This window comes from Pseudomonas sp. RA_5y_Pfl1_P24 (genome assembly GCF_963970945.1).
Lineage (GTDB): Bacteria > Pseudomonadota > Gammaproteobacteria > Pseudomonadales > Pseudomonadaceae > Aquipseudomonas > Aquipseudomonas tritici.
The window spans coordinates 127,815-154,110 of sequence record NZ_CAXAOJ010000012.1 but is presented as its reverse complement, the minus strand read 5'-3'; the positions used below and the strand labels follow the sequence as shown (position 1 = coordinate 154,110).

The following is a 26,296-nucleotide window of genomic DNA, read 5'->3' as shown; positions in this document are numbered from 1 at the left end:
TCACGCGTTCCACCGGCTGCTGATCAGCGGCCGCCACCCAGGTCTAGGAATGTGCCCGTCGCATACGAAGCCTTATCCGACAGCAACCAGATAATCGCCTCCGCCACTTCATCCGGGCGCCCGCCCCTGGCCATGGGGATGCCGGACTCGAGTTTGCTGACGCGGTCCGGGTCGCCGCTCAGGGCGTGGAAGTCAGTGAAGATGTAACCGGGGCGCACGGCGTTGACACGAATGCCCTCGCCCGCGACTTCCTTCGACAAGCCCAGGGTGAACGTGTCGAGCGCGCCTTTGGAGGCCGCATAATCGACGTATTCACCCGGCGAGCCCAGTCGGGCCGCCACCGATGAGACGTTGACGATGCTGCCGCCCTGCCCGCCATGCTTGGGCGACATACGCAGCACCGCGTGCTTGGCACACAGGATCGGCCCGAGCACGTTGGTTTTCATGATTTTGAGGATGCGGAACTCGGACATCTCATCAACCCGCGCCTTGTGCCCCACGGTGCCAGCATTGTTGGCCAGTGCAGTCACGCGGCCCAATTCGGCGTCGACACGGTTGAACAAGGCGATCACTTCATCTTCGCTGCTCACATCGGCGCGCACGGCAATCGCCTGGGCGCCCAGCGCACGGACTTGCTCGAGCGTGCGGTGAGCAGCCTCTTCGTCGGACTGGTAGTTGATGCAGATGCGGTAGCCCTCGCGAGCGGCCAGCGATGCCGTCTCGGCGCCGATCCCACGGCTGCCCCCGGTGATGATGACGACTTTGTCCATACGTGCGTTCTCCTGATTCAACCTGACAGTTAGGGTCGTATCCGAGAATACCCGTCACTCACGGCTTTTGTCAGGCGCAACGCCTTTTTCGGCGTGCCGGATATCGGCCATGAACCCCTCCGCCGGCAACGGGTGCCCCAGCAGGTAACCCTGCAGGGAATCACACCCCAACCGAGTCAGGAAACGCTGCTGCGCATTGGTTTCCACGCCTTCGGCGACAATGCGCAACCCCAACGCCTGGCCGAGTGCGACGATGGCCGAGACGATGGCGGCGTCATCGCTGTCGTGCTCCAGGTCGCGGACAAACCCACGGTCGATCTTCAGCTCATTGGCCGGCAGACGCTTGAGGTACATGAGGCTGGAGTAACCCGTACCGAAGTCATCGATGGACAAATCGACCCCCATGTCCGACAGTGCCTGCAACACGGTCATGCTCGCATCGGCATCGCTCATGGCGGTGGTTTCGGTGATTTCCAGGGTCAGGTTGTTGGCGGGCAACTGGTGGCGCTCAAGGGCCGCGGCCACGCTCTTGACCAGTCCGGCATGGCAGAACTGCATGGCCGAAAGGTTCACCGCTATGCGCCAGTCTTCGTAGCCTTGGGCGTACCAGATACTCATTTGGCGACAGGCTTCATTGAGCACCCACTCGCCGATGGGAATGATCAGCCCGGTCTTTTCCGCCCGTTCAATGAACATCGCCGGCAGCAGCAGCCCCTGTTGCGGATGCTCCCAGCGCAACAGCGCTTCGGCACCCACCGGAATACCGCTCACCGCGTCGAACTTGGGCTGGTAGTAGAGCTGGAACTGCTGCTGTTCCAGGGCATTGCGCAGGTCTTGCAATAACTGCAACTGCTTGCGCGCATTGGTGCTCATCGATGCATCAAAAAAGCTGTAGCCGTTTTTGCCCACGCCCTTGGCGTGGTACATCGCGGCGTCAGCGTTCATCAGCAGTTCCCGGGGGTTGCCACCATTGCCCGGGAACATGGCGATACCAACGCTGGCGGAGATCTTCAGTTCATGTTCGGCTACCTGGAACGCGCGATTGATCAGCATCACCTGGCGTTCGGCAAGGCCGAGCGCGTCATCCGGCTGGGTCAGTTGCACCAGCAATACGAACTCATCCCCGCCGATACGCGCCAAGGTGTCCTGGCTACGCAAATCTTCACGCAGGCGTTGGCCTACTTCACGCAGCAACTGGTCGCCCATGTGGTGGCCGAAGGCATCGTTGACCGGTTTGAAGCCGTCCAGATCGATAAACATCAGTGCGAAGCAACCGCCCTGCTCCTTGACGGCCTGCATGGCTTGTTGAATACGGTCGGCGAGCAAGGTGCGATTGGGCAAGCCGGTGAGCATGTCGTGCAGGGCCAGGTGGGTCAGTTCCTGATTGGCTTGGGTCAGGGAGTCAGCGAGCACCGCCGTGCGGGCTTCCAGCCGCGCGTCGAGCAATGAGGTCAGCAAGGCGATGGCGAGCACGGCCAGGGTCGTGACCAGTACCAGATTGTCCAGGCCATTGCTGCTCAAGCCATCCAGCGCGGCACCGCAGAAACTGTCATCGGCGAACTGCGCCGCCGCCATACCGGTGTAATGCATGCCGACGATGGCAAACCCCATGACGACAGCTGCGCCACCCCGTGCCAGGCGCACGTATGGGGTATTACGACGCAGGTTGAAGGCGATCCACAGCGCTGCGCCGCAGGCTCCGACGGCAATCAACAAAGAAGCGCCAAACAAGGCCGGGTCGTAGTCGATACCCGGCGTCATGCGCATCGCGGCCATACCTGTGTAGTGCATGCAGGCGATGCCCGTGCCCATGATCAGCGCACCAAATGCCAGTTGCCACGCAGGTAAACGCGGCTGGCTGACCAGCCACAATGCAAAGCCGCTGGAGAGCACCGCGATCAACAACGACAACGCGGTGATGCCGCTATCGAAGCCCAGCGCAAACGGTAAACGCAGCGCGAGCATTCCGATGAAATGCATCGACCACACCCCGATCCCCATCGCCATCGCGCCGCCGGCTATCCATAGATAGACCGCGCGACCTTTGGCGGTGGCAAGGCGGCCGGATAGGTCCAACGCGGTGTAGGAAGCAAGGATCGCGACAAACAGTGAGATCGCGACCAGGGAGGGTGAATAACTACCGATGAGCATGGGACTTCTCGTGCGCAGCAGGCCTGAGAGGCCCGTGCAAATTGGCAAAGCGGGCGATTGTAGCGACAGTAATTCTTGTACAGTTGATTAATTATTGTATAGCCATTACTGGCATTTTGACGTCAATTGGCCAGCTCGACAACACCTTAAATTTTTGCTTAGGTTGAGTCCAAATGTGGGCGCGGGCTTGCTCGCGAAGGCGGTGAATCAACCCACTAATCCGGTGGCTGACACACTGCCTGCGCGAGCAAGCCCGCGCCCACATTGGCCTGAGTTCACACTCACTCTTTCTCGGCAATGGGTGTTTGCCCATCCCAACCACCGCCAAGCGCGGCGATCAGTTGCACACTGGCCACCAGGCGCGTCTGCAGCAAGGTCAATACGGTGCGTTCGTTGCTCAGGGCTGTCGCTTGCACGGTGACCACGTCGAGGTAGGCAATCAGCCCGGCCTTGTACTGGTTCTGGGTCAGCCGTAGCGATTCACGCGCGGCCTCAAGCGCTTCATTGCTCACCACCGCCTCGTCTTCCAGCACCTTGAGCTGCACCATGTAGTTTTCCACTTCGCGGAAACCATCCAACACGGTCTGGCGGTACTTGGCGACGGTCTCATCATAGCTGGCCACGCTGCGGTCAACTTCCGCCGAACGCTGGCCGCCGTCGAACAGGGTCATGGCGAGCTTGGGGCCTACCGACCAGAAGCGGTTCGGCAGGCTGATCCAATCGGAATAGGTGCTGCTCGAATAACCCCCGGCGAGGCTCAGGCTCAGGTCCGGGTAGTAGGCGGCCTCGGCCACGCCGATATTGGCGTTGGCGGCGATCACCGAGCGTTCTGCCGAGGCGATATCCGGGCGACGCTCAAGCAGTTGCGAGGGCAGGCTCAGCGGAATCTGCGGCAGTGCCGGAATATCTTTGCTCACCGCCAGGTTGAAGTTGGCCGGCGCCTCGCCGATCAGCACGGCAATTGCGTTCTCCAGCTGGGCACGCTGCCAGATGAGGTCGATCAGGCTGGCCTGGGTGGTCTTGAGCTGGGTTTGCGCCTGGGCCACCGCGTCCTTGCCGGAGACCCCGGCGCGGTATTGGTTCTGGGTCATTTGCAGGGAGCGTTGATAGGCCTCCAGCGTGGCTTGCAGCAAACGCGTCTGTTCATCCATCACGCGCAGTTGCAGGTAGCTTTGCACCAGTTCCGACTGTTGGCTCAGGCGCATCGCCGCCAGGTCCGCCGAGCTGGCTTCGGCGCTGGCCTCGTTGGCTTCCAGGCCACGGCGCAATTTGCCCCAGATATCCGCCTCCCAGCTCACGCCCAACTGTGCGTTCAGGGTGTCACGGATACCGCTGCTGGAACTGCTCAGGCTGGCGCTGCTGCTGCCGGTGCCTTGGCTGGCGCGGGTTTTACCGACGCTGAGGTCAACAGTGGGGTAAAACGCACCACGGGAACTGCGCACCAGCGCCTGGGCCTGGCGAAAGCGCGCTTCGGCCTGGGCGACGGTTTGGTTTGAGTGGTTGAGGCGCAGCACCAGGTCATTGAGCTGGCGGTCGCCGTACAGCTCCCACCAGGCGCCACGGGCCAGGGCGTCGCTTGGGGTTGCCTGGCGCCAGCCCTGGGCTTCTTTGAACTGGGCGGGCTCGACGACTTCCGGACGCTTGTAGTCGGGACCAACGGCGCAAGCGCTGAGCAACACGCCACACAGCACCAGGCTCGCCACGCGGCAACCGCGGAACAGGGCCAATCGGGCAAAGGTTGAATCGGTCATAGCGCAGTGTCCAGGGCAGCATCGGTACGCACGCCGCGCCATTTATTGAAGCGATGGCGCGCGCGGTCGAGATAGAGGTAAACCACCGGGGTGGTGTAAAGGGTCAGGACCTGGCTGAACACCAGGCCGCCGATGATGGTCAGGCCCAGGGGGCGACGCATTTCCGCGCCATCACCACTGCCCAACAGCAAAGGCAACGCACCGAGGATGGCCGCCAGGGTCGTCATCAGGATCGGTCGCAAACGCAGCAGGCAGGCGCTGCGAATCGACTCCATCGGGCCCATGCGGTCGTTACGCTCCAGCTGCAGGGCCAGGTCGATCATCAAGATCGCGTTCTTCTTCACCACACCAATCAGCAGGAACAGACCCAGCAAGGAGATCAGGCTGAACTCGCCCCCCGTCAGGTAAATCGCGAACATCGCGCCAACACCGGCCGACGGCAGGGTCGAGAGGATCGTCAAGGGGTGGATGTAGCTTTCATACAGAATGCCCAGCACCAGGTACACCGCCACCAACGCGCCGAGGATCATGAACGGCTGGCCCTTCTGTGTGGCCGCGAAGGCATCGGCGGTGCCGGCCATCTTGGCGATGACATCTTCTGGCAAGCCGACCTTGGCAATCGCCCGCTCGATAGCGGCCGTGCCCTGCTCGACTGTCACACCGGGCGCCATGTCGAAGGCAATGTTTTCCGAAGCGAACTGGCCTTCGTGGCTGACGCGGTCGTCCGCCAGGCTGTTCTCGTAATGGGCAATGGTCGATAACGGTACCCGCGCGCCGTCAGCGGTGATCACCTGCATCTGGTTCAGGGTGATCGGGTCCTGCGCGTATTTGGGATTGACCTCCATCACCACCTGATACTGGTTGAGGCTGTCGTAGATGGTGGAAATCTGCCGCTGGCTGTAGGCGTTGTTGAGCACCGCCGTGACCATATTCATGTCGATACCCAGGCGTTTGGCCTGGTCGCGGTCGACAATCAGCGTGACCTGCGCCGCACCCCGGCCTTCTCGGGCGTCGATGGCGGTGAGTTCCGGCAGCTCACGCAGGGCCGCGACGACCTTCGGATACCACAGACGCAGTGCCGCCAGGTCGCCACTTTGCAGGATGTAGGAATACTGCGCACTGGTCTGGTCGCGGCTGCCGCCGAATTGCAGGTCCTGGTCGGCCATCAGGAACAGCCGCCCGCCCGGCACCAACGGCACGTCCTTGCGCAGGCGCTCGATCACCGCCTGGGCGGAAATCTTGCGTTCGCTGATAGGTTTGAGGCGTACCAGCATCACCGCGTTGTTGGTGCCACTGTTGCCGCCGATAAAGCCGGCCACGCTGAGCACTGCAGGGTCCTTGAGCACGGCTTTGCGGAAGGTTTCCATCTTCGGTTGCATCACGCTGAACGACAGGCCGTCATCGCCTCGCACAAAACCGATCAACTGGCCGGTGTCCTGCTGCGGCATGAAGGTTTTCGGTACCACCACGTAAAGCACCACGTTCAAACCAATGGTCAGCAACAGGCTGAGCAGGGTCAGGCGACGATGGCGCAGCACCCAGTCCAGGCTGGTGGCATAGCCGGCGACCATGCGGTCGTTGACCCTTTGGCTCCAGCGCTGCAAACCGGTCATTTCGCCTTTGACATGGGGCTTGAGCCAGCGCGCGCAAAGCATCGGCGTGAGGGTCAGCGAGACAATCAGCGACACAATGATCGCCGCCGACAAGGTGATGGAAAACTCGCGGAACAGGCTGGTGACAATCCCCCCCATGAACAGGATGGACAGGAACACCGCCACCAGCGAAACGTTCATCGACAGCAAGGTAAACCCGACTTCCTGCGCGCCCAGGTACGCCGCCTTCATCGGCGGCACGCCTTCGTCGATATGCCGGGAAATGTTCTCCAGCACCACAATGGCATCGTCCACCACCAGGCCGGTGGCCAGGATCAACGCCATCAAGGAAAAATTGTTCAACGAAAAACCGTACAGGTACATCACCGCGAAGGTGCCCACCAGCGACACCGGCACCGCCAGGGTCGGGATCAGCGAGGCGCGGAAGTTACCGAGGAACAGGTACACCACCAGAATCACCAGGCCCACGGCGATCAGCAGGGTCATCTCGGCTTCGTGCAAGGTGGCCGTGATCACCGGCGAGCGGTCCATCGCAAGGCTCAGCTTGACACTGGACGGCAGCACCGCTTGCAACGCCGGCAACTGCGCCTTGATCTGCCTGACCGTCTCGATGATGTTGGCACCGGACTGGCGGTTGATCACCAGCAGCACCGCCGGTTCGTTGTTGAAGAAGCCGCTGTTGTAGCGGTCTTCCACGCCGTCGCTGATCTTCGCCACATCACTCAAGCGCAAGGCGGCACCGTTCTGGTAGCGGATCAGCAGCGGCTCGTAGTCCTTGGCCTTTTCCAGCTGGTCGTTGGCCTGGATCTGCCAGTTGCGCTGGCTGTCTTCCAGGGACCCTTTGGGCCGCCGCTGGTTAGCATTGGCAATGGTGTTGCGCACATCGTCGAGGGCCACGCCGTACTGGTCGAGGGCCTTGGGCTCCAGCTCGATGCGCACCGCCGGCAGGGAGCTGCCGCCGATCTGCACTTCGCCTACGCCCGGCACCTGGGACAGGCTTTGCGAAAGAATGGTCGAGGCCAGGTCGTACAGCTCGCCCTTCTGCAGCATGTCCGAGGTCAGCGACAGCACCATGATCGGCGCCTGGGACGGGTTGATCTTTTTGTAGGTGGGCATGCTGCGCATGCCGCTGGGCAGCAGGTTGCGCGAGGCATTGATTGCCGCCTGCACTTCCCGCGCAGCGCCGTTGATATCACGGTCGGAGTCAAACGCGAGGATCACCCGGGTGGAGCCCTGGCTCGACGAGCTGCTCATGGTGGTAATGCCGGCAATCGAGCCAAACGAGCGCTCCAGCGGTGTGGCCACGGTAGACGCCATCACCTCGGGGCTCGCGCCAGGCAAGCTGGCCGACACCACAATCACCGGAAAATCGATCTGCGGCAGCGGGGATACCGGCAGCAGGTTGAAGCTGACCCCGCCCAGCAACATGATCGCCAGGCTCAGCAGCATGGTCGCTACCGGCCGGCGAATGAAAGGTCCGGACAGGTTCATGACTCAACCGGCTCCAGGCTTTGCGGCTCTTTGCGCCAGCGACGGCCCAGGCGATCGAAGTACAGGTAAATCACCGGCGTGGTGAACAGCGTCAACACCTGGCTCACCAGCAGACCGCCGACCATCACCAGACCCAAAGGTTGACGCAATTCAGCGCCGGAACCCGTGGCGAGCATCAACGGCACCGCGCCAAACAGCGCCGCCAGCGTGGTCATCAGGATCGGCCGGAAGCGCAGCAGCGCCGCCTGGTAGATCGCGGTCTGTGGGTCGAGGCCCTGGTTGCGTTCGGCATCGAGGGCGAAGTCGATCATCATGATCGCGTTCTTCTTGACAATACCGATCAGCAAAATGATGCCGATGATCGCAATCATGCCCAGGTCATTGCCACTGAGCAGCAACGCTAGCAAAGCGCCGACGGCCGCCGACGGCAAGGTAGAGAGGATGGTGATCGGGTGGATATAACTCTCGTAGAGCACACCCAGCACGATGTACATGGTGACCACCGCCGCCAGGATCAGCAGCAAGGTGCTCGACAGCGAGGCTTCGAACGCCTGGGCCGCGCCCTGGAATTGGGTCTGCACGCCCACCGGCATGCCGATGTCTTTCTGGGTCTGGTTGATCAGCTCAACGCCTTTGCCCAACGCGACACCAGGCGCCAGGTTGAACGACATCATCACCGCCGGGAACTGGCCGATGTGCGCAATCGCCAGTTGCGCCTGGCGCTGTTCCACATGGGCCAGGCTGGACAAGCGCACCTGGCCGCCATCGGTGGTTTTCACATGGATCTGGTTCAGCGCATCCGGACCCAGGGTTTCGCCGGACTGGGCCTGCAATACCACGCGGTACTGGCTGGCCTGGGTGTAAATGGTAGAAATCTGCCGTTGGCCGAAGGCATCGTAGAGCGCATCGGTGATGCTCGATACGCTGACACCCAGGCGTGACGCCGCATCGCGGTCGATCATCAGGTACACCTGCAGGCCCTTGTCCTGCAGGTCGCTGGCAACGTCGGTGAGTTCGGGCATCTGGCTCAACGCGTGGACCAGTTTTTTGCTCCACAACGCCAGCAGCTCGGCGTCCGGCGACGACATGCTGAATTGGTACTGGGTGCGGCTGACGCGGTCTTCGATGGTCAAGTCTTGAACCGGCTGCATGAACAGGCGGATGCCCACCAGCTTGTCGATTTGCGGCTGCAGGCGGTTGATCACTTGGGCTGCGCTCAAGTCGCGCAGGCCGTGAGCCTTGAGGTTGATCAGCAAGCGCCCACTGTTGAGGGTAGCGTTGTCACCGTCCACACCAATGTAGGACGACAGGCTTTCCACCGCTGGATCGGCCAGGATGATCTTCGCCAGCGCCTGCTGGCGCTGGCTCATGGCGGCGAAGGAAATCGACTGCGGCGCTTCGGAAACACCCTGGATCACGCCCGTATCCTGCACCGGGAAGAAGCCTTTGGGCACCACCAGGTACAGCACCACGGTCAGGCCCAGGGTCGCGATGGCGACCAGCAGGGTCAGCGGTTGGTGCCGGAGCACCCACTGCAACATGCTTCCATAACGCGCGATCAACCAATCGATCCACGCACCACTGGCTTTGTAGAATCGGCTTTGCTCCTCTTCCTTGGGTTCACGCTTGAGCAGCCGCGCGCACATCATCGGCGTGAGGGTCAGGGACACCACCAGGGAAATCAGGATCGCCACTGCCAGGGTGATGGCGAACTCACGGAACAGGCGCCCCACGACGTCGGCCATGAACAGCAGCGGAATCAATACCGCGATCAGCGACAGGGTCAGGGAAATCAGGGTAAAACCGATTTGCCTGGCGCCCTTGAGCGCGGCGGCAAGCGGCGTTTCGCCCTCCTCGATATAGCGCGAGATGTTCTCCAGCATCACGATGGCATCGTCCACCACGAAACCGGTGGCGATGGTCAAGGCCATCAGCGTGAGGTTGTTGATGGAGAAACCCGCCAGGTACATCACGCCAAAGGTACCCACCAGCGACAGCGGCACGGCGATGGACGGAATGAGCGTGGCGCTGACCCTGCGCAGGAACAGGAACGTCACCATCACCACCAGGGCGATGGCGATGAGCAGTTCGTGTTGCACGTCTTTCACCGACGCCCGGATGGTTTGGGTGCGGTCTGTAAGCACCGTCACGTCGAGGCCGGCCGGCAGGTTGTCGGTGATGCTTGGCAGCAGCGCCTTGATGCGGTCCACCACCTCGATCACGTTGGCCCCCGGCTGGCGCTGGATATTCAGCAGCACGGCCTGGTTTTCATTGGCCCAGGCGGCAAGGCGCTCGTTTTCGGCGCCGTCGACGATCTGTGCCACGTCTTTTAGGCGCAACGGCGCGCCGTTGTTGTAGGCCAGGATCAACTCGGCGTATTGCGCAGGCGAGACCAACTGATCATTGGCATCGAGCATCGACACGCGGGTGGGGCCGTCGAAGTTACCCTTGGGCTGGTTGACGTTGGACGCCGCGATCAAGGTGCGCACGTCCGACAGGTTCAAGCCGTTGGCCGCCAGGGCCTCGGGGTTGACCTTGATGCGCACGGCCTGGCGCTGGCCACCGGCGATGCTGACCATGCCGACGCCGCTGATCTGCGCGATTTTCTGCGCCATGCGCGTGTCGACCAGGTCATTGAGCTTGGGCAGCAACATGGTTTTTGACGTGATGGCCAGGGTCAGCACCGGGGTGTCCGCCGGGTTGACCTTGTTGTACACCGGCGGCGCCGGCAAATCCTTTGGCAACAGGTTGGTCGCGGCGTTGATCGCGGCCTGCACCTGTTGCTCGGCGACATCCATATTGATGTCGAGGTTGAAACGCAGGGTCAGCACCGACGCGCCGCCGGAACTGGTGGACGCCATTTGCGTGAGGCCGGGCATTTGCCCGAACTGGCGCTCCAGCGGCGCGGTGACCGCACTGGTCATCACATCTGGGCTGGCGCCGGGGTACAGGGTCATCACCCGAATGGTCGGGTAGTCCACTTGGGGCAAAGCCGATACCGGCAACAAGCGGTACGAAATGATGCCGGCCAACACAATGGCCAGCATGCTCAGCGTGGTGGCGACCGGGCGAAGGATAAACAGTCGCGACAGGTTCATGAACCGACCTTTTGCGCCTTGCCGTCAGCAGCGCCGGTCTCCCCTTTCGCGGCGGGCTTGCCTTGCAGGTGTTCGGTCGGCGTGGTCGGCACTTCGCTGCTCTCATTCACCACTTCGACTTCGCTGCCGTCCTTGAGACGGTCAGTGCCTTCCAGCACCACGCGGTCGCCGGCCTTGAGACCTTGCTTGATCACCGTGTTATCGCCATCGGTATCGCCGACCACCAGCGGCTGCACCTTGACCTTCTTGTCGCCGTCGAGCACGTAGACGAAGGTGCCGGTGTTGCCGAACTGGATCGCCGCCGACGGCGCCAGCACTACGTTATGCAGGGTGTCAGCCAACAAGTGCACATTGACGAACTGATTGGGGAACAGCGCCTGGTCCTTGTTATCAAAGCGCGCCTTGAATTTCAGGGTGCCGGTGGTGACGTCGATCTGGTTGTCCAGGCTTTGCAGTACACCGGTGGCTTGTACTTTCACATCGCCGCGGTCCCAGGCTTCCACAGGAAGTTTGTTGCCAGCGTGGTAGCGAGCAAGCACGGTTTCCAGGGTATTTTCCGGCAGGGTGAAGACGACGCTGATCGGTTGGGTCTGAGTGATCACGGCCAGGGCGGTGGTGTCGTTGGCCGCCACCAAGTTGCCAACGTCCACCTGGCGCAGGCCTACGCGGCCGCCGATCGGCGCGCGGATCTTGGTGAAGTCGAGGTTGAGCTTGGCGTCATCCACCGCGCCCTGGTTGGTCTTGACCGTGCCCTGGTATTGCAGGACCAGCGCTTCGGCGGTGTCCAGGGTCTGCTTAGCGATACTGTCCTGGGCGAACAGGTCGCGATAACGCTGCACGTCGACCTGGGCGTTTTTCAGTTGGGCCTGGTTCTGCATCAGCGTGCCCTGGGCCTGGAGCAAGGCGTTCTGGTAGCTGCGCGGGTCGATCTCGGCCAGCAGGTCGCCGGCCTTGACCCTCTGCCCTTCTTCAAACGCGATCTTCACCAACTCGCCGCCTACCCGGCTGCGCACATTGATCGTGTTCAGTGCGGTAACCGTGCCCAAGGCCTTGTAGTACACCGGGAACTCGCCAAGCACCGCAGGCGCCACGCGTACCGGCACCGGGCCAGTGGAACCACCAAACCCAGGGCGCGCCATACCGGTCTTGCTCGCATGGCCGGCCGGCGCGTCTTTATGGGCGGCACCGCTGGGCCAGAATTTCCAGCACAGGCCGGCGATAGCCAGCAGCACAAGCAGGCCGAACAACCAGCGGCGGGAGTTGCGGGGGGAGGATTGCATGGAGTGATCAACCATTGGGCGCGAGAGCTTCTTCTTTGGGAGGCTGAAAGATAAGCACTGGAGCGCGTTAAGAAAAGCGCCTTTACCGGCTATTTACCTTGGGCTTAAAACTGTAAACATCTGCGCTTAGTCCGTTCGCTATTTCGCTAAGCACCTGAGCGACAAATAAAAACGGCCTGGACTAGGCCAGGCCGCAAGCATGCATCATACGTCTTACTGCCAAACGACAGTAACGTACCGAAACAGTTACTTCAAAACAGCCAGGGCTGCCTCGTAGTTTGGCTCCTGGCCGATTTCGCTGACCAGTTCGCTGTGCAGCACATTGTCATGTTCGTCCAGCACGACAACGGCGCGCGCGGTCAGGCCTTTGAGCGGGCCATCGGCAATCGAAACACCGTAGTCCACCGCGAAATCCGAGTCACGGAAGTCGGACAGGTTCTTCACGTTTTCCAGGCCTTCGGAGCCGCAAAAACGCGCCTGGGCGAAGGGCAGGTCGGTGGAGACGCACAGCACAACAGCGTTGGTCAGCTCGTTGGCCTGGGCGTTGAATTTACGCACCGACGTGGCGCAGGTCGGGGTGTCGACGCTTGGGAAGATATTCAGCACTTTGCGCTTGCCGGCAAAGGTCGCCAGGGTTGCGTCCGACAGATCGCCGGCAGTCAGGGTGAAATCAGGGGCTTGGGTACCGGTTTTCGGCAATTCGCCTTCAACCTGGACAGGGTTACCACGAAGGGTGACTTGAGCCATGAACGGAATCCTTATGCTGTGTTGGGTTTAACGAATTCGAGAGGCCGAAGTTAACCACAAACTGCTCAGAGGACCTATGGCAAACACATTATTTATAGAAATACGGGCGCCGGCATCTGCGATGCCAGACGCCCACTCGACTGTTAAATATCAAAGCGCTGACTGACTGTCCTGCGGTCATCAGGGCCCCCCATGTCAAAAATGAACGTCACGAAGATCTCAATCCAGATGGAGCCCCCCACGGCCATCGTATGGGTGGTATCCCAGACATGCCATTTTCCGTCCTGCCGCCTGTTATCAGGGGAATCGACCTTCCACTCTGCACCATTCTCGGCTTTTACCTCGAAATTGATATTTGCACTGTGGCGATTACCATTGGCGGTGAACATGTACCTGAGCGTTTGTACTGTCAGACTGCTGCCCACTCGATTCCAGCGCATGTCGAGATTGCCGGTGTAGCCGCTGGCACTTCCTGAAAATGTATCGCCTACCCAACTTGCGGGTGCCGAAGTTTTTTTGTCCATTTTAGAGGTGCTCCTCGGACCATGGTGAATTCCTCCCATGCCAGAGGCCAGGGAGACGCATCACCACACTGCCTGCCCCGCTCACGCTGCATAACTGTGATAATTGACAGTCAGTTAGTTCATTTCGCGATCATCGACCAGTCAATCTCTGACGTTCAGGAAACGCGTAGGTGTCGTCACTCCATGTTTTAATGCTGAATTTTGCCGGCCATGCAGCCGGAACACGTCAAGGATTCGAGTTAATGAACCACCGCGCCACCAAAGTCCTGGTCATTGGTTATGTCTGGCCGGAGCCCCGCTCTTCAGCCGCAGGCGGGCATATGATGCAGATTCTTGAGAACTTTCTTACGCAAGGTTGGGACATTACCTTCAGCAGCCCTGCGACCATTGGCGAGCACAAGGCCGATCTGCCCGCCCTGGGCATAGCCGAATGCGCGATCGAATTGAATAACAGCAGTTTCGACGATTTTATACGCGAACTCGCGCCGGACATCGTGCTGTTTGACCGTTTCATGATGGAAGAGCAATTCGGCTGGCGCGTCGAGAAATGCTGCCCCAACGCTCTGCGCGTACTGGAAACCTCCGACCTGCAAAGCCTGCGCGATGCGCGACATCAGCGCCTCAAGGATCACCTCAAGGCCCACCCCGACAGCGACGACTTCAGCGCGCTGTTTTCCCCGGCATTGCACGAAGAATTCCAGCTGATGGCCGACACTGACCTGGCCAAGCGCGAAATCGCGGCGATCTACCGCTGCGATATCAGCCTGATGATTTCCGACGTGGAAATCCGTCTGCTCACTGAGCACTTCAACGTGCCAGCCGCCCTGCTCCACTGGTGCCCTTTGATGTTGGAATCGCCAACCGAGCGTTTTGCGCCGTTTGAAGACCGCGCGCACTTCCTCAGCATCGGCAACTTCCGCCACGCGCCCAACTGGGATGCGGTGCTCTGGATGAAAAACAGCCTGTGGCCGCTGATACGCCAGCAATTGCCGGGGGCGCAGCTGCATATCTATGGTGCCTACACCCCGCCCAAGGCCACGGCACTGCACAACCCGGCCCAGGGCTTTCATGTGATGAACTGGGCCGAAGATGCGTTACAGGTCATGACCGCTGCACGCATCTGCCTGGCGCCCTTGCGTTTCGGCGCCGGCATCAAGGGCAAACTCGCGGACGCGATGCTCTGTGGCACGCCGAATATCACCACGCCCATCGGCGCCGAGGCCATGGGTGATGGGCAACCGTGGCCCGGGGTGATTGAGCAAAGCGCACCTGCACTGGCCACCGCCGCCGTGGCGCTCTACCAGGACCGCGAACGCTGGACCCAGGCCCAGGAAAACGGTCGCCAACTGGTGGCGCGCCGCTATGACCAGAACATTCATGGCCCCGCGCTGGTGGCATGCTTGCAACACTGCCGCAGCCATCTCGCTGCCCATCGCCGGGACAACTTCACCGGCAGCATGCTGCGCCATCATGCCCATAAAAGTACCCAATACATGTCCCAGTGGATCGAGGCAAAAAACCGCAGCGTATAAGCACCAGCGCTGGCGAGGTCGCGTGCGAGGGGGCATTATCCAACGCGACAACCACAATAAAGCGACGGCAGCATGACCCGAGCAACACGAATCACCGACCCTTCCTACGAGCTCATGGACGATCACAACGGTCTGTCCATCATCTATCGCCAGCATGGCTTCCCCTGCCCGCTGGTGCGCTGGCACTTTCACAAGGAATACGAGCTGCACCTGATCGTCGCGAGTTCCGGCAAGGTGTTTATCGGCGACTATATCGGCAACTTCTACCCGGAAAGCCTGTTCCTCACCGGCCCCAACCTGCCCCACAACTGGATCAGCCAGGTCGAGGAAGACGAGGTGGTGCCCAAGCGCGACATGCTGGTGAACTTTACCGATGAGTTGCTGGAGAACGGCAGCCACATTTTCACCGAGCTCAAGACGCTGGCACCGCTACTGGAACGGGCGCAGTACGGCATCGAATTTCGCTGCAAACGCACGATTGCCCAAGCGATGACCTTGATGCAACGCATCGAGGATGCCCAGGGCATTGCGCGCCTGGGGCACTTCTTTATTTTGCTGGAAGTGCTGAGTGCCTGTGAGGACTACCAACTACTGTCCGGTGCAACCACCCCGCAGCTGGCCGACGAGCACAGCATCGACCGAACCAACCGTGCAGTGGATTACATATTTGCTCACTATGCACGCGAGTTGCCGCTGGAAGAAGTCGCGGCCTACCTCGGGATGAAGCCCACGTATTTCTCCCGGGTGTTCAAGCAAGCCACCGGACGCACCTTCATCGAGTTCGTCAATCGGCTGCGTATCAGCAAATCCTGTGAACTGCTCGCCGACGGCGACAAACCGGTGACCGATGTGTGCTTTGAATCGGGCTTCAATAATATTTCCAACTTCAATCGGCGCTTCCAGCAGCTCAAGGGCATGACGCCATCGCACTACCGGCGGTTGGCGGTGCAGCGCTTGACGGAGCAGAACCTGGGTTGACCGCCCGTCGCTACTGTCAACTTTGACAGCTATACGCGCCACACCCAGGGGTGTGTGATTTCCTTACTCAGCTTTACGCTGCATAAGGAGCGCTCGCTATGAAAAAATTCACGTCCTCCAACTTGCCTTGCCCTGTCTGCAAACCCCATCGCCATGGGCCAAAGCCCCCCGTCATTGTCGACCCGCTGGACCCACCCTTTGTCAGCGACGCAGTACGACCGATTCCAGGCGCTGATAGCGGCTTGAATATTCGACTGGTGGAGCCCTGGCTTACGGTGCGTTTCAGCAAGTGGTTCAACTTCAACGAGGGCGACACGTTCACGTTATTCATGGGCAGTTTCACCTACGCCATTGCTGCCGATGAGGTCAGGTTCGAGGACTTGGATCCGGATAAGAATTTTTTAACGCTGGTGATCCCTGAGGGATTGGTTCCGAGGGGCTTTGTTTATCCGTGTTTTGGCCAAGTGAAGAGAGTGGGCAGCGGCACCCCGAGCACCTCCCCTTATGAAACCTGGCTTGTCAAAACCGACCGTCCCGGCGGCGTCAGCACCAATCCTTACTATCACTCGCGCCTGGTCATCCATCTACCGCCTGATCTGGTGGGGGGTGTACTCGACCCCGAGCGCGCTGAGCAAGGCGTTGACTTGACGGTTGATCCTTACCCGAACATGGCGTTGGGAGACACTGTCGAGGTGTGGTGGAACGGTCACCCAGTGTTCCTAGAGATTGATCAAGACCACCTCGACGGCATCAAGCCGATTGTCGTGCATGTACCGGAAGCGATCATCATCGCCGGAGGCAGCGGCGTGGTGGTGATTTACTTCCGGATCTTCGACATCGTGTTCAACTATTCGGGGGAAGTGCCGCAGTGGTCGAAGCCTGAGAAGGTGGAAGCCGATCTGGACCTATATGCGCTCGAACGGCCACACTTGGTGGTCAACGGGGATTCAGTGACTGAGGTCAATGTAGACCTTGTTGGTGATGGCCCCTATGAAGGAGAGGTCTTCGTTCCCAGAAAGCTACCCAATGGCACGACCACGCCTGGCGGCACGTTGATCCACCTGACGCTCGTCGTGTTCGATGATAATGGCGCAAATACCGTCACCCCATTACCCCCGTTTCCCGCTCGAATCGGCCTGTCGGCCACCACTGACATTGACCCCAAATATATTCAAATGGCGGTTAACGGCCACGTCCAATTGTTCTACACACTGACCACCGCCACTGGCACGCCCCTCGGCACCTCGCGACGCTTGAACGTCCCGGTTTCAGGCACGAGAAAGTCGATGCCGGCAATGACCATCGATAAAAGCGAAGGTGGCTTTATCGATCCATCGATCGAATATTTCCAGGCTTTTTTCCCGAATTTCTTCCCCTATAACGCTGACTGGAGCGTCATCTTCCGCATGGAGGCCCTGGACTCGACAGGCCGGCTGGTCGAGTACCAAGAAGAATTGCTGGCTGGCGCAAAAGAGCCACCCCCGCCCCCTCGCACAGTGCTCCAGGAGCAGTTTTCGCGTTTCATCGGACTGGGACTGGTCCGCGTGTTCTACCTCGTCAACGACGGCCAGATGCGGATCATGGGGGCAGGCATTAAAACGGTGCGCAAATCCGAGGTCCTGGAAGTAACCTTCGGCGCAGCAGTACGCTCAATGCCCGAACCAAAACTGCAATACGCAGACCTGTTCAAGAACTTGGACATTGATAGCATTATCGGCACCACGCTCAACTTGACCTTGACCGAAACACGTACGTTCCCTGGCGACATTCTCGAGTGGTTTTGGAGAGGTTCTGCCAGCAACGGCTCCGTCAGTGATGACGTGACACTCAACTCATCGACAGCGGGCAGGCAGGTCGTGATACCAGTAGAGGCGAAATACGCCATTGCCAATAACGATGGAGAAATTCGTCTCAGCTACACACTCCAACCGGCGGATGGCAGCGCGAAACGCTTTTCGGATGTTCTGCTCATCACAGTGGGAAAAGCACTCGAACTGAAACGACCGGAAGTCGCAGAAGCAACCCGCTATCCCGACCAACTGGCGGCAGTTGCCGCGACGCAGGGAGCGACAGTCGTGGTCGATATTGCGCAAATGCGACCCACTGACCAGATCGAGACCTGCTGGAGCGGAATCCCAGGCATTGGGACCTATTGCGAAACCCAGTATGGCAATACATCGAAAGTCCTGCATATCGACATCGACCCCGATGTAGTGGGTGCCAACATCCAGGCGCAAGGGCGCTTTATCACAGTGCAGTATTTCGTAATCCGGGGCCGGCACAGAACGCCTTCGCCCGTGTTGAACCTGGAGTTGTTACCACCGCCATTCCCCAAACCCTATCTGGAGGGCCATGCATTGGATGCGGTGCTGGACCTCAGCACACTGAAGGGCACCGAACGCGCCTTTGTCGATCGCTGGTTCTTCATCCAGCACTTTCAGCGGGCGTGGTTCGAAATGCTCGGTACCTATGCAGACGGCAATCAGTTTTACCATGCCTTCTACTATGGGGACCTGGTGGGACTGGACGGCGAGCAGAACGGTCTTCATCCACTTGCACCCATTGCGCAATTACGCAAACTCTTGGACGGGACGCAATTGACCATGCGCTGCGCAGTCACCTTCGACCAGAGCGCGGACCTGTCCAATGCGGTAAGGTTTTTGCAGCGCGACTACACCGTCAGGGCCTTGCCTGCGCAGTACCCGGTGCCCCTCTTGGAAGAGGCAAGCGGGTCCGGCACGTTGGTGACATTGGCGCCGCTGAACGCACAATACGGTGCGAATCTGCGGGTGAGCTATGGTCCGATGAGCACCACCGACAAGATCTATGTGGAAGTTCTAGGCAGTGCCGGCGCCGGCTCGGCTACCATCGGGCCGATCTACGGGGAAACCGATGGCACCGTCATTGTTCCCCTGGACGCCCCACTGATTGCCGCCAATATCCGCAGCACCACGAGCCAATTCACAATCAGGTACACGGTAACCAAAGGTACGGATACCCGGCCCTCTGTCTTGCTCACGGTGAATCTTGAACCGTTGCCTCAATCCGAGTTGAAAAAGACCGTGATCAGGATCGATGAAGCCACACCCGCCGGCGTGATCGATTTGGACACATTGATCGGTAATGCCACCGCCAGGGCGACGACCTGGCCATTTATCGCACGGCACCAGCCCGTATGGTTCAAATTGTTCGGTACCGACCGCGACGGTAAGGCGCACAACTTGACCCTGCTGGACGGTACGGTCGATGGCGAGGTTGATGCTGCCTGGATCAGCCAGGGTTATCACCTGGAAACGGTGTTGAGCAGTTACCTGCACGACCTAGGAAGCAACAGCCTGCTGACCCTGCAGTTCAAGGTGGCGTTCAACGGCGTCAGGGATGAGGGGCAGGCGATTGAGTTTCCGCCAACGCGTTACACAGTAAAAAGCGTGATGGTTCACGACTGCACGACATTCACCAACAATTACGTGAATTACTGGCTCAGTGAGTGGCCTGATGTGGGCATCCGACGCGAACCCAATGGCAACTTCTTTTGGCAGGCAGGCCCCCTTACTGGCAACGGGGCCCGCCTGTACAAAACCTTGACGCCTGCCACGGCAGGCTATTACCGGATCAGTTTCAGGTATCGGATCAACAAGTTTGCTGCCATTGGCGCGCCAACGTTCATTGAAATCCGGCTGGGCACACTGAAAAGCACGCCTCAGGTCCCCGCCATCAATACCTGGCTGAATGTCGACATCCCGCTCAACTACTTACCCGCTAATCCGTTTGTCGCCTCGATAGCCTTCAAAAACCCAACCACCGGCGGGATCTACGACCTGGATGATATTTGCATCATCCAGACCCCCTATCCGATTTGAGGTAGATGCAAAACAGGGATCAGTACCTGTACTGATCCCTGCGCACTCACTTGTTTATCCTACCGATGAATAGACCCTGGGGGGAAAATCAAGGCCTTACACATCTTTGTAACTGCTCGCTGAATTCATGCCCCGCGGGGCAAGTGTAAGGGAATTGAAGCCATCGGTTAGATTGAGCGCTCCATACACACCGGTAGTACCCCCCGACTCTATCAGTACTTTTAAAATAACCGGCCTTAGTACAAGCAGGCTCTCGTGACTCCGGCGGTTCCGTTGTACAAGCACCGAGAGAAACAGCAATGATAAAGCCCAGTACAGTCTTATAGACTGCGTTGTTTTTGAGAGTTACGCGAGAACCGTTCATAAACATCTCCTGGTTGGGTTGTGCCGAACCATTAACCCTCCAGTGCTCATAAGCGTCTACTGTCAGAACTAACAGGTCGGCGCCACTGTAGGCGCCGTTGAACATTTTGCAGACCCAGTGCAAAAAAGTATCAGTCCCAGTGCTCCCAAGGATTTGTCACAGCGCCATTTGAGGGCTGTAATCAACGCACACTCTTCCTGCTGTCGTGGAAGACACAACAACAATAACTGTCCTTCTGTAGCCCCTGGGCGCAGAAATGGAGTGCGCGATGAAGTTCACAGCAAAAGCTCTAATTGCCTTTTCTTGCATGACCCTCAGCGCCGTCAGCCTTGGCGCGCAAACCCTGACGATTGCGACCGTCAACAACAGCGACATGATCCGCATGCAAAAGCTTTCGAAAACCTTCGAGGCCGAGCATCCGGAAATCAAGTTGAACTGGGTGGTGCTCGAAGAAAACGTACTGCGCCAACGCCTGACCACTGACATTGCTACCCAGGGCGGACAGTTCGATGTGTTGACCATCGGCATGTACGAAGCAGCACTTTGGGGTGCCAAGGGTTGGCTGGAGCCGATGAAGGACTTGCCGGCGTCCTACGACCTCGATGACGTATTCCCTTCGGTGCGTGACGGTCTGTCTGTCAAAGGCTCGCTGTATGCCCTGCCGTTCTACGCCGAAAGTTCGATCACTTATTACCGCACCGACCTGTTCAAGGACGCCGGGCTGAGCATGCCCGAGCACCCGACCTGGACCCAGATCGGCGAATTCGCCAGCAAACTCACCGACAAGACCAAAGAGCAATACGGCCTGTGCCTGCGCGGCAAAGCCGGTTGGGGTGAGAACATGGCGCTGATCACCACCCTGGCCAATGGTTACGGGGCGCGCTGGTTCGACGAGAAGTGGCAACCGGAATTTAACGGCCCTGAATGGAAGGAGGCGCTGAACTTCTACGTCGACAACATGAAGAAATCCGGCCCGCCGGGTGCCTCCAGCAACGGTTTCAACGAAAACCTGGCGCTGTTCAACAGCGGCAAGTGCGCAATCTGGGTCGACGCCAGCGTCGCCGGCTCGTTTGTGACCGACGACACCCAAAGCAAAGTGGCTGACCATGTCGGCTTCACCTTTGCCCCGCACGAAAAAACCGACAAAGGTACGTCGTGGCTGTACTCCTGGAGCCTGGCAATCCCTACCAGCTCCAAGGCCAAGGACGCCGCCAAGGTGTTTACTACCTGGGCCACCTCCAAGGAATATGGCGCATTGGTCGCCAAGACCGACGGCGTTGCCAACGTACCCCCTGGCACGCGCAAGTCGACCTACAGCGACGCGTACATGAAGGCCGCGCCGTTTGCCAAGGTAACCCTGGAATCGCTGAAAGTGGCGGACCCGACCAAACCAACGCTCAAGCCGGTGCCGTATATCGGTATCCAGTTGGTCACCATTCCTGAGTTCCAGGCAATTGGCACCCAGGTCGGCAAGTTCTTCTCGGCCGCTCTGACCGGTCAGCAGACGGTGGATGCTGCACTGACCGCCGCGCAGACCAACACCGAGCGTCAAATGAAGCGGGCGGGTTACCCCAAGTAAGGTGAGCCTTCCACTGTAAATGTGGGAGCAAGCCTGCCCCCACATTTGACCGCACTCCGATTCTTGCTCTGTACCGGTCTCGAATACCATGAATACAACACCCAAAAACCGTCTGGCCAACCCCAGCTGGTTCCTCGTCAGCCCCTCGGTGGCCTTGTTGCTGCTGTGGATGATCGTGCCCCTGAGCATGACGCTGTACTTTTCGCTGATCCGCTACAACCTGCTCTACCCCGGCGAAAACCAATTCGTGGGGCTGGAGAACTTCACCTACTTCATCACCGACTCGGGCTTCCTGCCAGGTGCCACCAATACTCTGTTGCTGGTAGGCAGCGTGCTGCTGATCAGCGTGGTGTTCGGCGTATTGATCAGTGCCCTGCTGGAGGCCAGTGAGTTCTTCGGTCGCGGCCTGGTACGGGTGTTGTTGATTTCGCCCTTCTTCATTATGCCCACCGTCGGTGCGCTGATCTGGAAGAACCTGATTTTCCACCCGGTGTCGGGGATTCTCGCCGCCGTGTGGAAGTTTTTCGGTGCCGAGCCGGTGGACTGGCTGGCGCACTACCCCTTGCTGTCGATCATCATCATTGTGTCGTGGCAATGGCTGCCCTTCGCGATCCTGCTGTTGATGACTGCCATGCAGTCCCTCGACCAGGAGCAAAAGGAAGCCGCGCGCCTCGACGGTGCCGGCGCCATCGCGATCTTCTGGCACCTGACCCTGCCCCACCTGGCCCGCCCGATTGCCGTGGTGGTGATGATCGAAACGATCTTTTTGCTCTCGGTATTCGCCGAAATTTTCACCACCACCAACGGTGGCCCCGGCTACGCCTCGACCAACCTCGCCTACCTGATCTACAACCAGGCGCTGGTGCAGTTCGACGTGGGCATGGCCTCGGCCGGCGGCTTGATTGCCGTGGTCATCGCCAATATCGCGGCGATCATCCTGGTGCGGATGATCGGCAAAAACCTGACTGACAAGCCTTGAGGGCCGCGCCATGACGCTTCAACAATCCCGCCGGCTGCAAAGCCTGCTGCTTGGCACATTGGCCTGGGCCATCGCGATCCTGATCTTCTTCCCGATCTTCTGGATGGTGCTGACCAGCTTCAAGACCGAAATCGATGCGTTCGCCACGCCGCCGCAGTTCATCTTCACGCCAACGCTGGAGAACTACCTGCACATTAACGAGCGCAGCAACTACTTCAGTTATGCGTGGAACTCGGTGCTGATTTCCTTCAGCGCCACGGCCCTATGCCTACTGATCTCGGTGCCGGCCGCCTACTCCATGGCGTTCTACGAAACCAAACGTACCAAAGGCACGCTGTTGTGGATGCTCTCTACCAAGATGCTGCCGCCGGTAGGCGTGCTGATGCCGATCTACCTGCTGGCCAAGAGCATGGGCCTGCTGGATACGCGCATTGCGCTGATCATCATCTACACCCTGATCAACCTGCCGATCGTGGTGTGGATGGTTTACACCTACTTCAAGGACATTCCCAAGGACATCCTCGAAGCCGCCCGCCTGGATGGCGCCACTCTGTGGCAGGAAATGGTCCGCGTCCTGCTGCCGATCGCCAAGGGCGGCCTGGCGTCCACGGTGTTGCTGTCGTTGATCCTGTGCTGGAACGAGGCGTTCTGGTCGCTGAACCTGACTTCGTCCAGCGCCGCGCCGCTGACCGCGTTGATCGCCTCCTACTCCAGCCCTGAAGGCTTGTTCTGGGCCAAATTGTCCGCCGTCTCGACCCTGGCCTGCGCGCCGATCCTGATCTTTGGCTGGATCAGCCAGAAACAGCTGGTGCGCGGTTTGTCCTTCGGCGCCGTGAAGTAACGGCTGCCTAATAAAAAATTCAAAGCGGAGGCCCATCCCATGGCCCACCTGAAAATCAAGAATCTGCAAAAAGGCTTCGAAGGCTTTTCCATCATCAAGGGCATCGACCTGGAAGTGAACGACAAGGAATTCGTCGTATTCGTCGGCCCCTCGGGCTGCGGTAAATCCACGCTGCTGCGCCTGATCGCGGGCCTTGAAGAAGTCAGCGAAGGCACCATCGAGCTGGATGGCCGCGACATCACCGAAGTCACCCCAGCCAAGCGTGACCTGGCCATGGTGTTCCAGACCTACGCGCTGTACCCGCACATGAGCGTGCGCAAGAACATGTCGTTTGCGCTGGACCTGGCCGGTATCGACAAGAAGCTGGTGGAGAGCAAGGTCAGCGAAGCGGCGCGCATTCTCGAGCTGGGCCCGTTGCTGGAGCGTAAGCCCAAGCAGCTGTCCGGTGGGCAGCGTCAGCGTGTGGCGATCGGCCGCGCGATTGTGCGTAACCCGAAGATCTTCCTGTTCGATGAGCCGCTGTCCAACCTCGACGCCGCCCTGCGCGTGCAGATGCGCCTGGAGCTGGCGCGCCTGCATAAAGAGCTGCAGGCGACCATGATCTACGTGACCCACGACCAGGTTGAAGCCATGACCCTGGCCGACAAGGTCGTGGTGTTGAACAGCGGCCGTATCGAGCAAGTCGGTTCGCCACTGGAGCTGTACCACCAGCCCGCCAACCTGTTTGTCGCGGGTTTCCTCGGCACGCCGAAGATGGGCTTCCTCAAGGGCACGGTCACCCGTATCGAAAGCCAAGGCTGCGATGTGCAGTTGGACGCTGGCACCACCATCAGCCTGCCGTTGAGCGGTGCCAGCTTGAGCGTCGGCAGTGCAGTGACCCTGGGCATCCGCCCTGAGCACCTGGAAATTGCCGCACCGGGGCAAACCACGCTGACCGTCACCGCCGATGTCGGCGAACGCCTGGGCAGCGACACCTTCTGCCACGTCATTACCGCCAACGGCGAGCCGCTGACCATGCGGATTCGTGGCGACATGGCCAGCCAGTACGGCGAGACGCTGCACCTGCACCTGGACCCGGCGCACTGCCATCTGTTCGACACCGACGGTGTTGCCGTGGCCCGCCCACTGCGCGCTGCCGCCTGATCTCGCGAGTATTCCGTCATGAAGCTGAATAAACAGAACCTCACCCAGTTGGCACCGCAAGTGAAGCTGCCAACCTATGCGATTGCCAGCACGTCCCAGGGCATTGCGCACATCGGTGTCGGCGGCTTTCACCGCGCGCACCAGGCGTATTACACCGATGCGCTGATGAACACGGGCGAAGGCCTGGACTGGAGCATCTGTGGCGTCGGCCTGCGTAGCGAGGACCGCAAGGCGCGTGACGATCTGGCTGGCCAGGACTACCTGTTCACCCTGTATGAGCTGGGCGACACCGACGACACCGAGGTGCGCGTGATCGGTTCGATCAGCGACATGCTGCTGGCTGAAGACGGCGCCCAGGCGCTGATCGACAAACTGGCCAGCCCGCAGATTCGCATCGTCTCGCTGACCATCACCGAAGGCGGCTACTGCATCGACGACAGCAATGGCGAGTTCATGGCCCACTTGCCGCAGATCCAGCACGACCTGGCGCACCCCACGTCACCGACAACCGTATTTGGCTTTATCTGCGCCGCCCTGACCAAACGCCGCGCCGCCGGCATCCCGGCGTTTACCGTGATGTCCTGCGATAACCTGCCGCACAATGGCGCTGTCACGCGCAAAGCGCTGCTGGCCTTCGCCGCCCTGCACAATGGCGAGTTGCATGACTGGATCAAGGCCCATGTGAGCTTCCCGAATGCCATGGTCGACCGCATCACGCCCATGACCAGCACCGCCCACCGCCTGCAACTGCACGACGAACACGGCATCGACGATGCCTGGCCCGTGGTGTGCGAACCCTTCGTGCAGTGGGTGCTGGAGGACAAATTCGTCAACGGACGCCCGGCCTGGGAAAAGGTCGGCGTGCAGTTCACCGATGACGTCACGCCTTATGAAGAAATGAAGATCGGCCTGCTCAATGGCAGTCATTTGGCACTGACCTACCTGGGCTTTCTCAAGGGCTATCGGTTTGTTCACGAGACCATGAACGATCCGGTGTTTGTCGCTTACATGCGTGCCTACATGGACCTTGATGTCACGCCGAACCTGGCGCCGGTACCGGGTATTGATCTGACGGACTATAAGCAGACCTTGGTGGATCGCTTCTCCAATCAGGCGATTGCCGATCAGTTGGAGCGCGTGTGCTCGGACGGCTCGTCGAAGTTTCCCAAGTTCACCGTCCCAACCATTAACCGGTTGATCGCCGATGGCCGCGAGACCGAGCGCGCCGCGTTGGTGGTGGCGGCCTGGGCGCTGTATTTGAAAGGTGTGGATGAGAACGGGGTGAGCTACAAGATCCCGGATCCGCGGGCTGATTTTTGCCAGGGACTGGTGAGCGATGACGCGCTGATCAGCAAACGCCTGTTGGGGGTGGAAGAGATTTTTGGTACAGCTATTCCCAACTCGCCTGCGTTTGTGGCAGCTTTCGAGCGGTGCTTTGTCAGCTTGCGTGACAACGGTGTCACCGAAACACTGCAACACCTACTGAAGAAACCGAATTAAAAATGTGGGAGCTGGCTTGCCTGCGATAGCAATCTATCAGCCACATCATGGCTAACTGGACCACCGCCATCGCAGGCAAGCCACACACACAGTTG

17 protein-coding genes are annotated in these 26,296 nt (G+C 59.7%); 8 read left to right on the top strand and 9 right to left on the bottom strand.

Annotated elements, in window-relative coordinates:
• Positions 1-23: 23 nt before the first annotated feature.
• The 8 genes from AACY30_RS20840 to AACY30_RS20805 form a co-directional block, all read right to left on the bottom strand.
• Entirely contained in the window at positions 24-770 is a 747-nt protein-coding gene (locus AACY30_RS20840) for an SDR family oxidoreductase (RefSeq protein WP_339541062.1), read from the bottom strand.
• 54 nt (positions 771-824) lie between these two features.
• Complete coding sequence (locus tag AACY30_RS20835) at positions 825-2,921, bottom strand: putative bifunctional diguanylate cyclase/phosphodiesterase (protein ID WP_339470911.1); 2,097 nt, start codon at positions 2,919-2,921, stop codon at positions 825-827.
• Between the two features lie 281 nt (positions 2,922-3,202).
• Positions 3,203-4,672 carry an efflux transporter outer membrane subunit gene (locus tag AACY30_RS20830; protein ID WP_339470909.1) on the bottom strand — a complete coding sequence of 490 codons (1,470 nt, stop codon included), beginning with the start codon at positions 4,670-4,672 and terminating at the stop codon, positions 3,203-3,205.
• Positions 4,669-7,776 (bottom strand): efflux RND transporter permease subunit, encoded by a 3,108-nt coding sequence (locus AACY30_RS20825; RefSeq protein ID WP_339470907.1) that lies wholly within the window; start codon positions 7,774-7,776, stop codon positions 4,669-4,671. Before AACY30_RS20825 ends, AACY30_RS20830 begins: the two co-directional genes overlap by 4 nt.
• Positions 7,773-10,874: an MdtB/MuxB family multidrug efflux RND transporter permease subunit gene (locus AACY30_RS20820; RefSeq protein ID WP_339470905.1), complete on the bottom strand. Its 3,102-nt coding sequence runs from the start codon at positions 10,872-10,874 to the stop codon at positions 7,773-7,775. The genes AACY30_RS20825 and AACY30_RS20820 overlap by 4 nt, the downstream gene beginning before the upstream one ends.
• On the bottom strand, positions 10,871-12,169 hold the full coding sequence (locus AACY30_RS20815; protein WP_339541061.1) for an MdtA/MuxA family multidrug efflux RND transporter periplasmic adaptor subunit: 1,299 nt from the start codon (positions 12,167-12,169) through the stop codon (positions 10,871-10,873). The genes AACY30_RS20820 and AACY30_RS20815 overlap by 4 nt, the downstream gene beginning before the upstream one ends.
• A 231-nt stretch (positions 12,170-12,400) precedes the next feature.
• Entirely contained in the window at positions 12,401-12,901 is a 501-nt protein-coding gene (gene tpx, locus AACY30_RS20810) for a thiol peroxidase (protein WP_339541060.1), read from the bottom strand.
• 143 nt (positions 12,902-13,044) lie between these two features.
• Positions 13,045-13,425, bottom strand: a complete 381-nt coding sequence (locus AACY30_RS20805; RefSeq protein WP_339541059.1) for a hypothetical protein — start codon at positions 13,423-13,425, stop codon at positions 13,045-13,047.
• Between the two features lie 242 nt (positions 13,426-13,667).
• Between AACY30_RS20805 and AACY30_RS20800 the strand changes: the two genes are divergently transcribed.
• From AACY30_RS20800 to AACY30_RS20790, 3 genes are all read left to right on the top strand, one after another.
• Positions 13,668-14,957 carry a glycosyltransferase gene (locus AACY30_RS20800; protein ID WP_339541058.1) on the top strand — a complete coding sequence of 430 codons (1,290 nt, stop codon included), beginning with the start codon at positions 13,668-13,670 and terminating at the stop codon, positions 14,955-14,957.
• A 72-nt stretch (positions 14,958-15,029) separates the two neighbouring features.
• A complete protein-coding gene (locus tag AACY30_RS20795; RefSeq protein ID WP_339470895.1) occupies positions 15,030-15,935 on the top strand; it encodes an AraC family transcriptional regulator in 906 nt (301 codons plus the stop codon).
• Between the two features lie 98 nt (positions 15,936-16,033).
• Positions 16,034-19,795, top strand: a complete 3,762-nt coding sequence (locus AACY30_RS20790; protein WP_339541057.1) for a hypothetical protein — start codon at positions 16,034-16,036, stop codon at positions 19,793-19,795.
• Between the two features lie 88 nt (positions 19,796-19,883).
• On the opposite strand, the gene AACY30_RS27610 is transcribed toward AACY30_RS20790, so the two are convergent.
• Positions 19,884-20,159 carry a chitin-binding domain-containing protein gene (locus AACY30_RS27610; RefSeq protein WP_445261448.1) on the bottom strand — a complete coding sequence of 92 codons (276 nt, stop codon included), beginning with the start codon at positions 20,157-20,159 and terminating at the stop codon, positions 19,884-19,886.
• A 307-nt stretch (positions 20,160-20,466) separates the two neighbouring features.
• Between AACY30_RS27610 and AACY30_RS20785 the strand changes: the two genes are divergently transcribed.
• The 5 genes from AACY30_RS20785 to AACY30_RS20765 all read left to right on the top strand — a co-directional run bounded on the left by AACY30_RS20785 (position 20,467) and on the right by AACY30_RS20765 (position 26,201).
• The gene (locus tag AACY30_RS20785; protein ID WP_370467894.1) at positions 20,467-21,738 is read left to right on the top strand and encodes an ABC transporter substrate-binding protein; all 1,272 of its coding nucleotides are present in this window, start codon (positions 20,467-20,469) and stop codon (positions 21,736-21,738) included.
• Between the two features lie 88 nt (positions 21,739-21,826).
• Positions 21,827-22,717 (top strand): carbohydrate ABC transporter permease, encoded by an 891-nt coding sequence (locus tag AACY30_RS20780; protein WP_339541056.1) that lies wholly within the window; start codon positions 21,827-21,829, stop codon positions 22,715-22,717.
• A 10-nt stretch (positions 22,718-22,727) separates the two neighbouring features.
• On the top strand, positions 22,728-23,558 hold the full coding sequence (locus AACY30_RS20775; RefSeq protein WP_339418442.1) for a carbohydrate ABC transporter permease: 831 nt from the start codon (positions 22,728-22,730) through the stop codon (positions 23,556-23,558).
• A 39-nt stretch (positions 23,559-23,597) separates the two neighbouring features.
• On the top strand, positions 23,598-24,701 hold the full coding sequence (locus AACY30_RS20770) for an ABC transporter ATP-binding protein (RefSeq protein ID WP_339470891.1): 1,104 nt from the start codon (positions 23,598-23,600) through the stop codon (positions 24,699-24,701).
• 18 nt (positions 24,702-24,719) lie between these two features.
• The gene (locus tag AACY30_RS20765; RefSeq protein WP_339470890.1) at positions 24,720-26,201 is read left to right on the top strand and encodes a mannitol dehydrogenase family protein; all 1,482 of its coding nucleotides are present in this window, start codon (positions 24,720-24,722) and stop codon (positions 26,199-26,201) included.
• Positions 26,202-26,296: the final 95 nt, after the last annotated feature.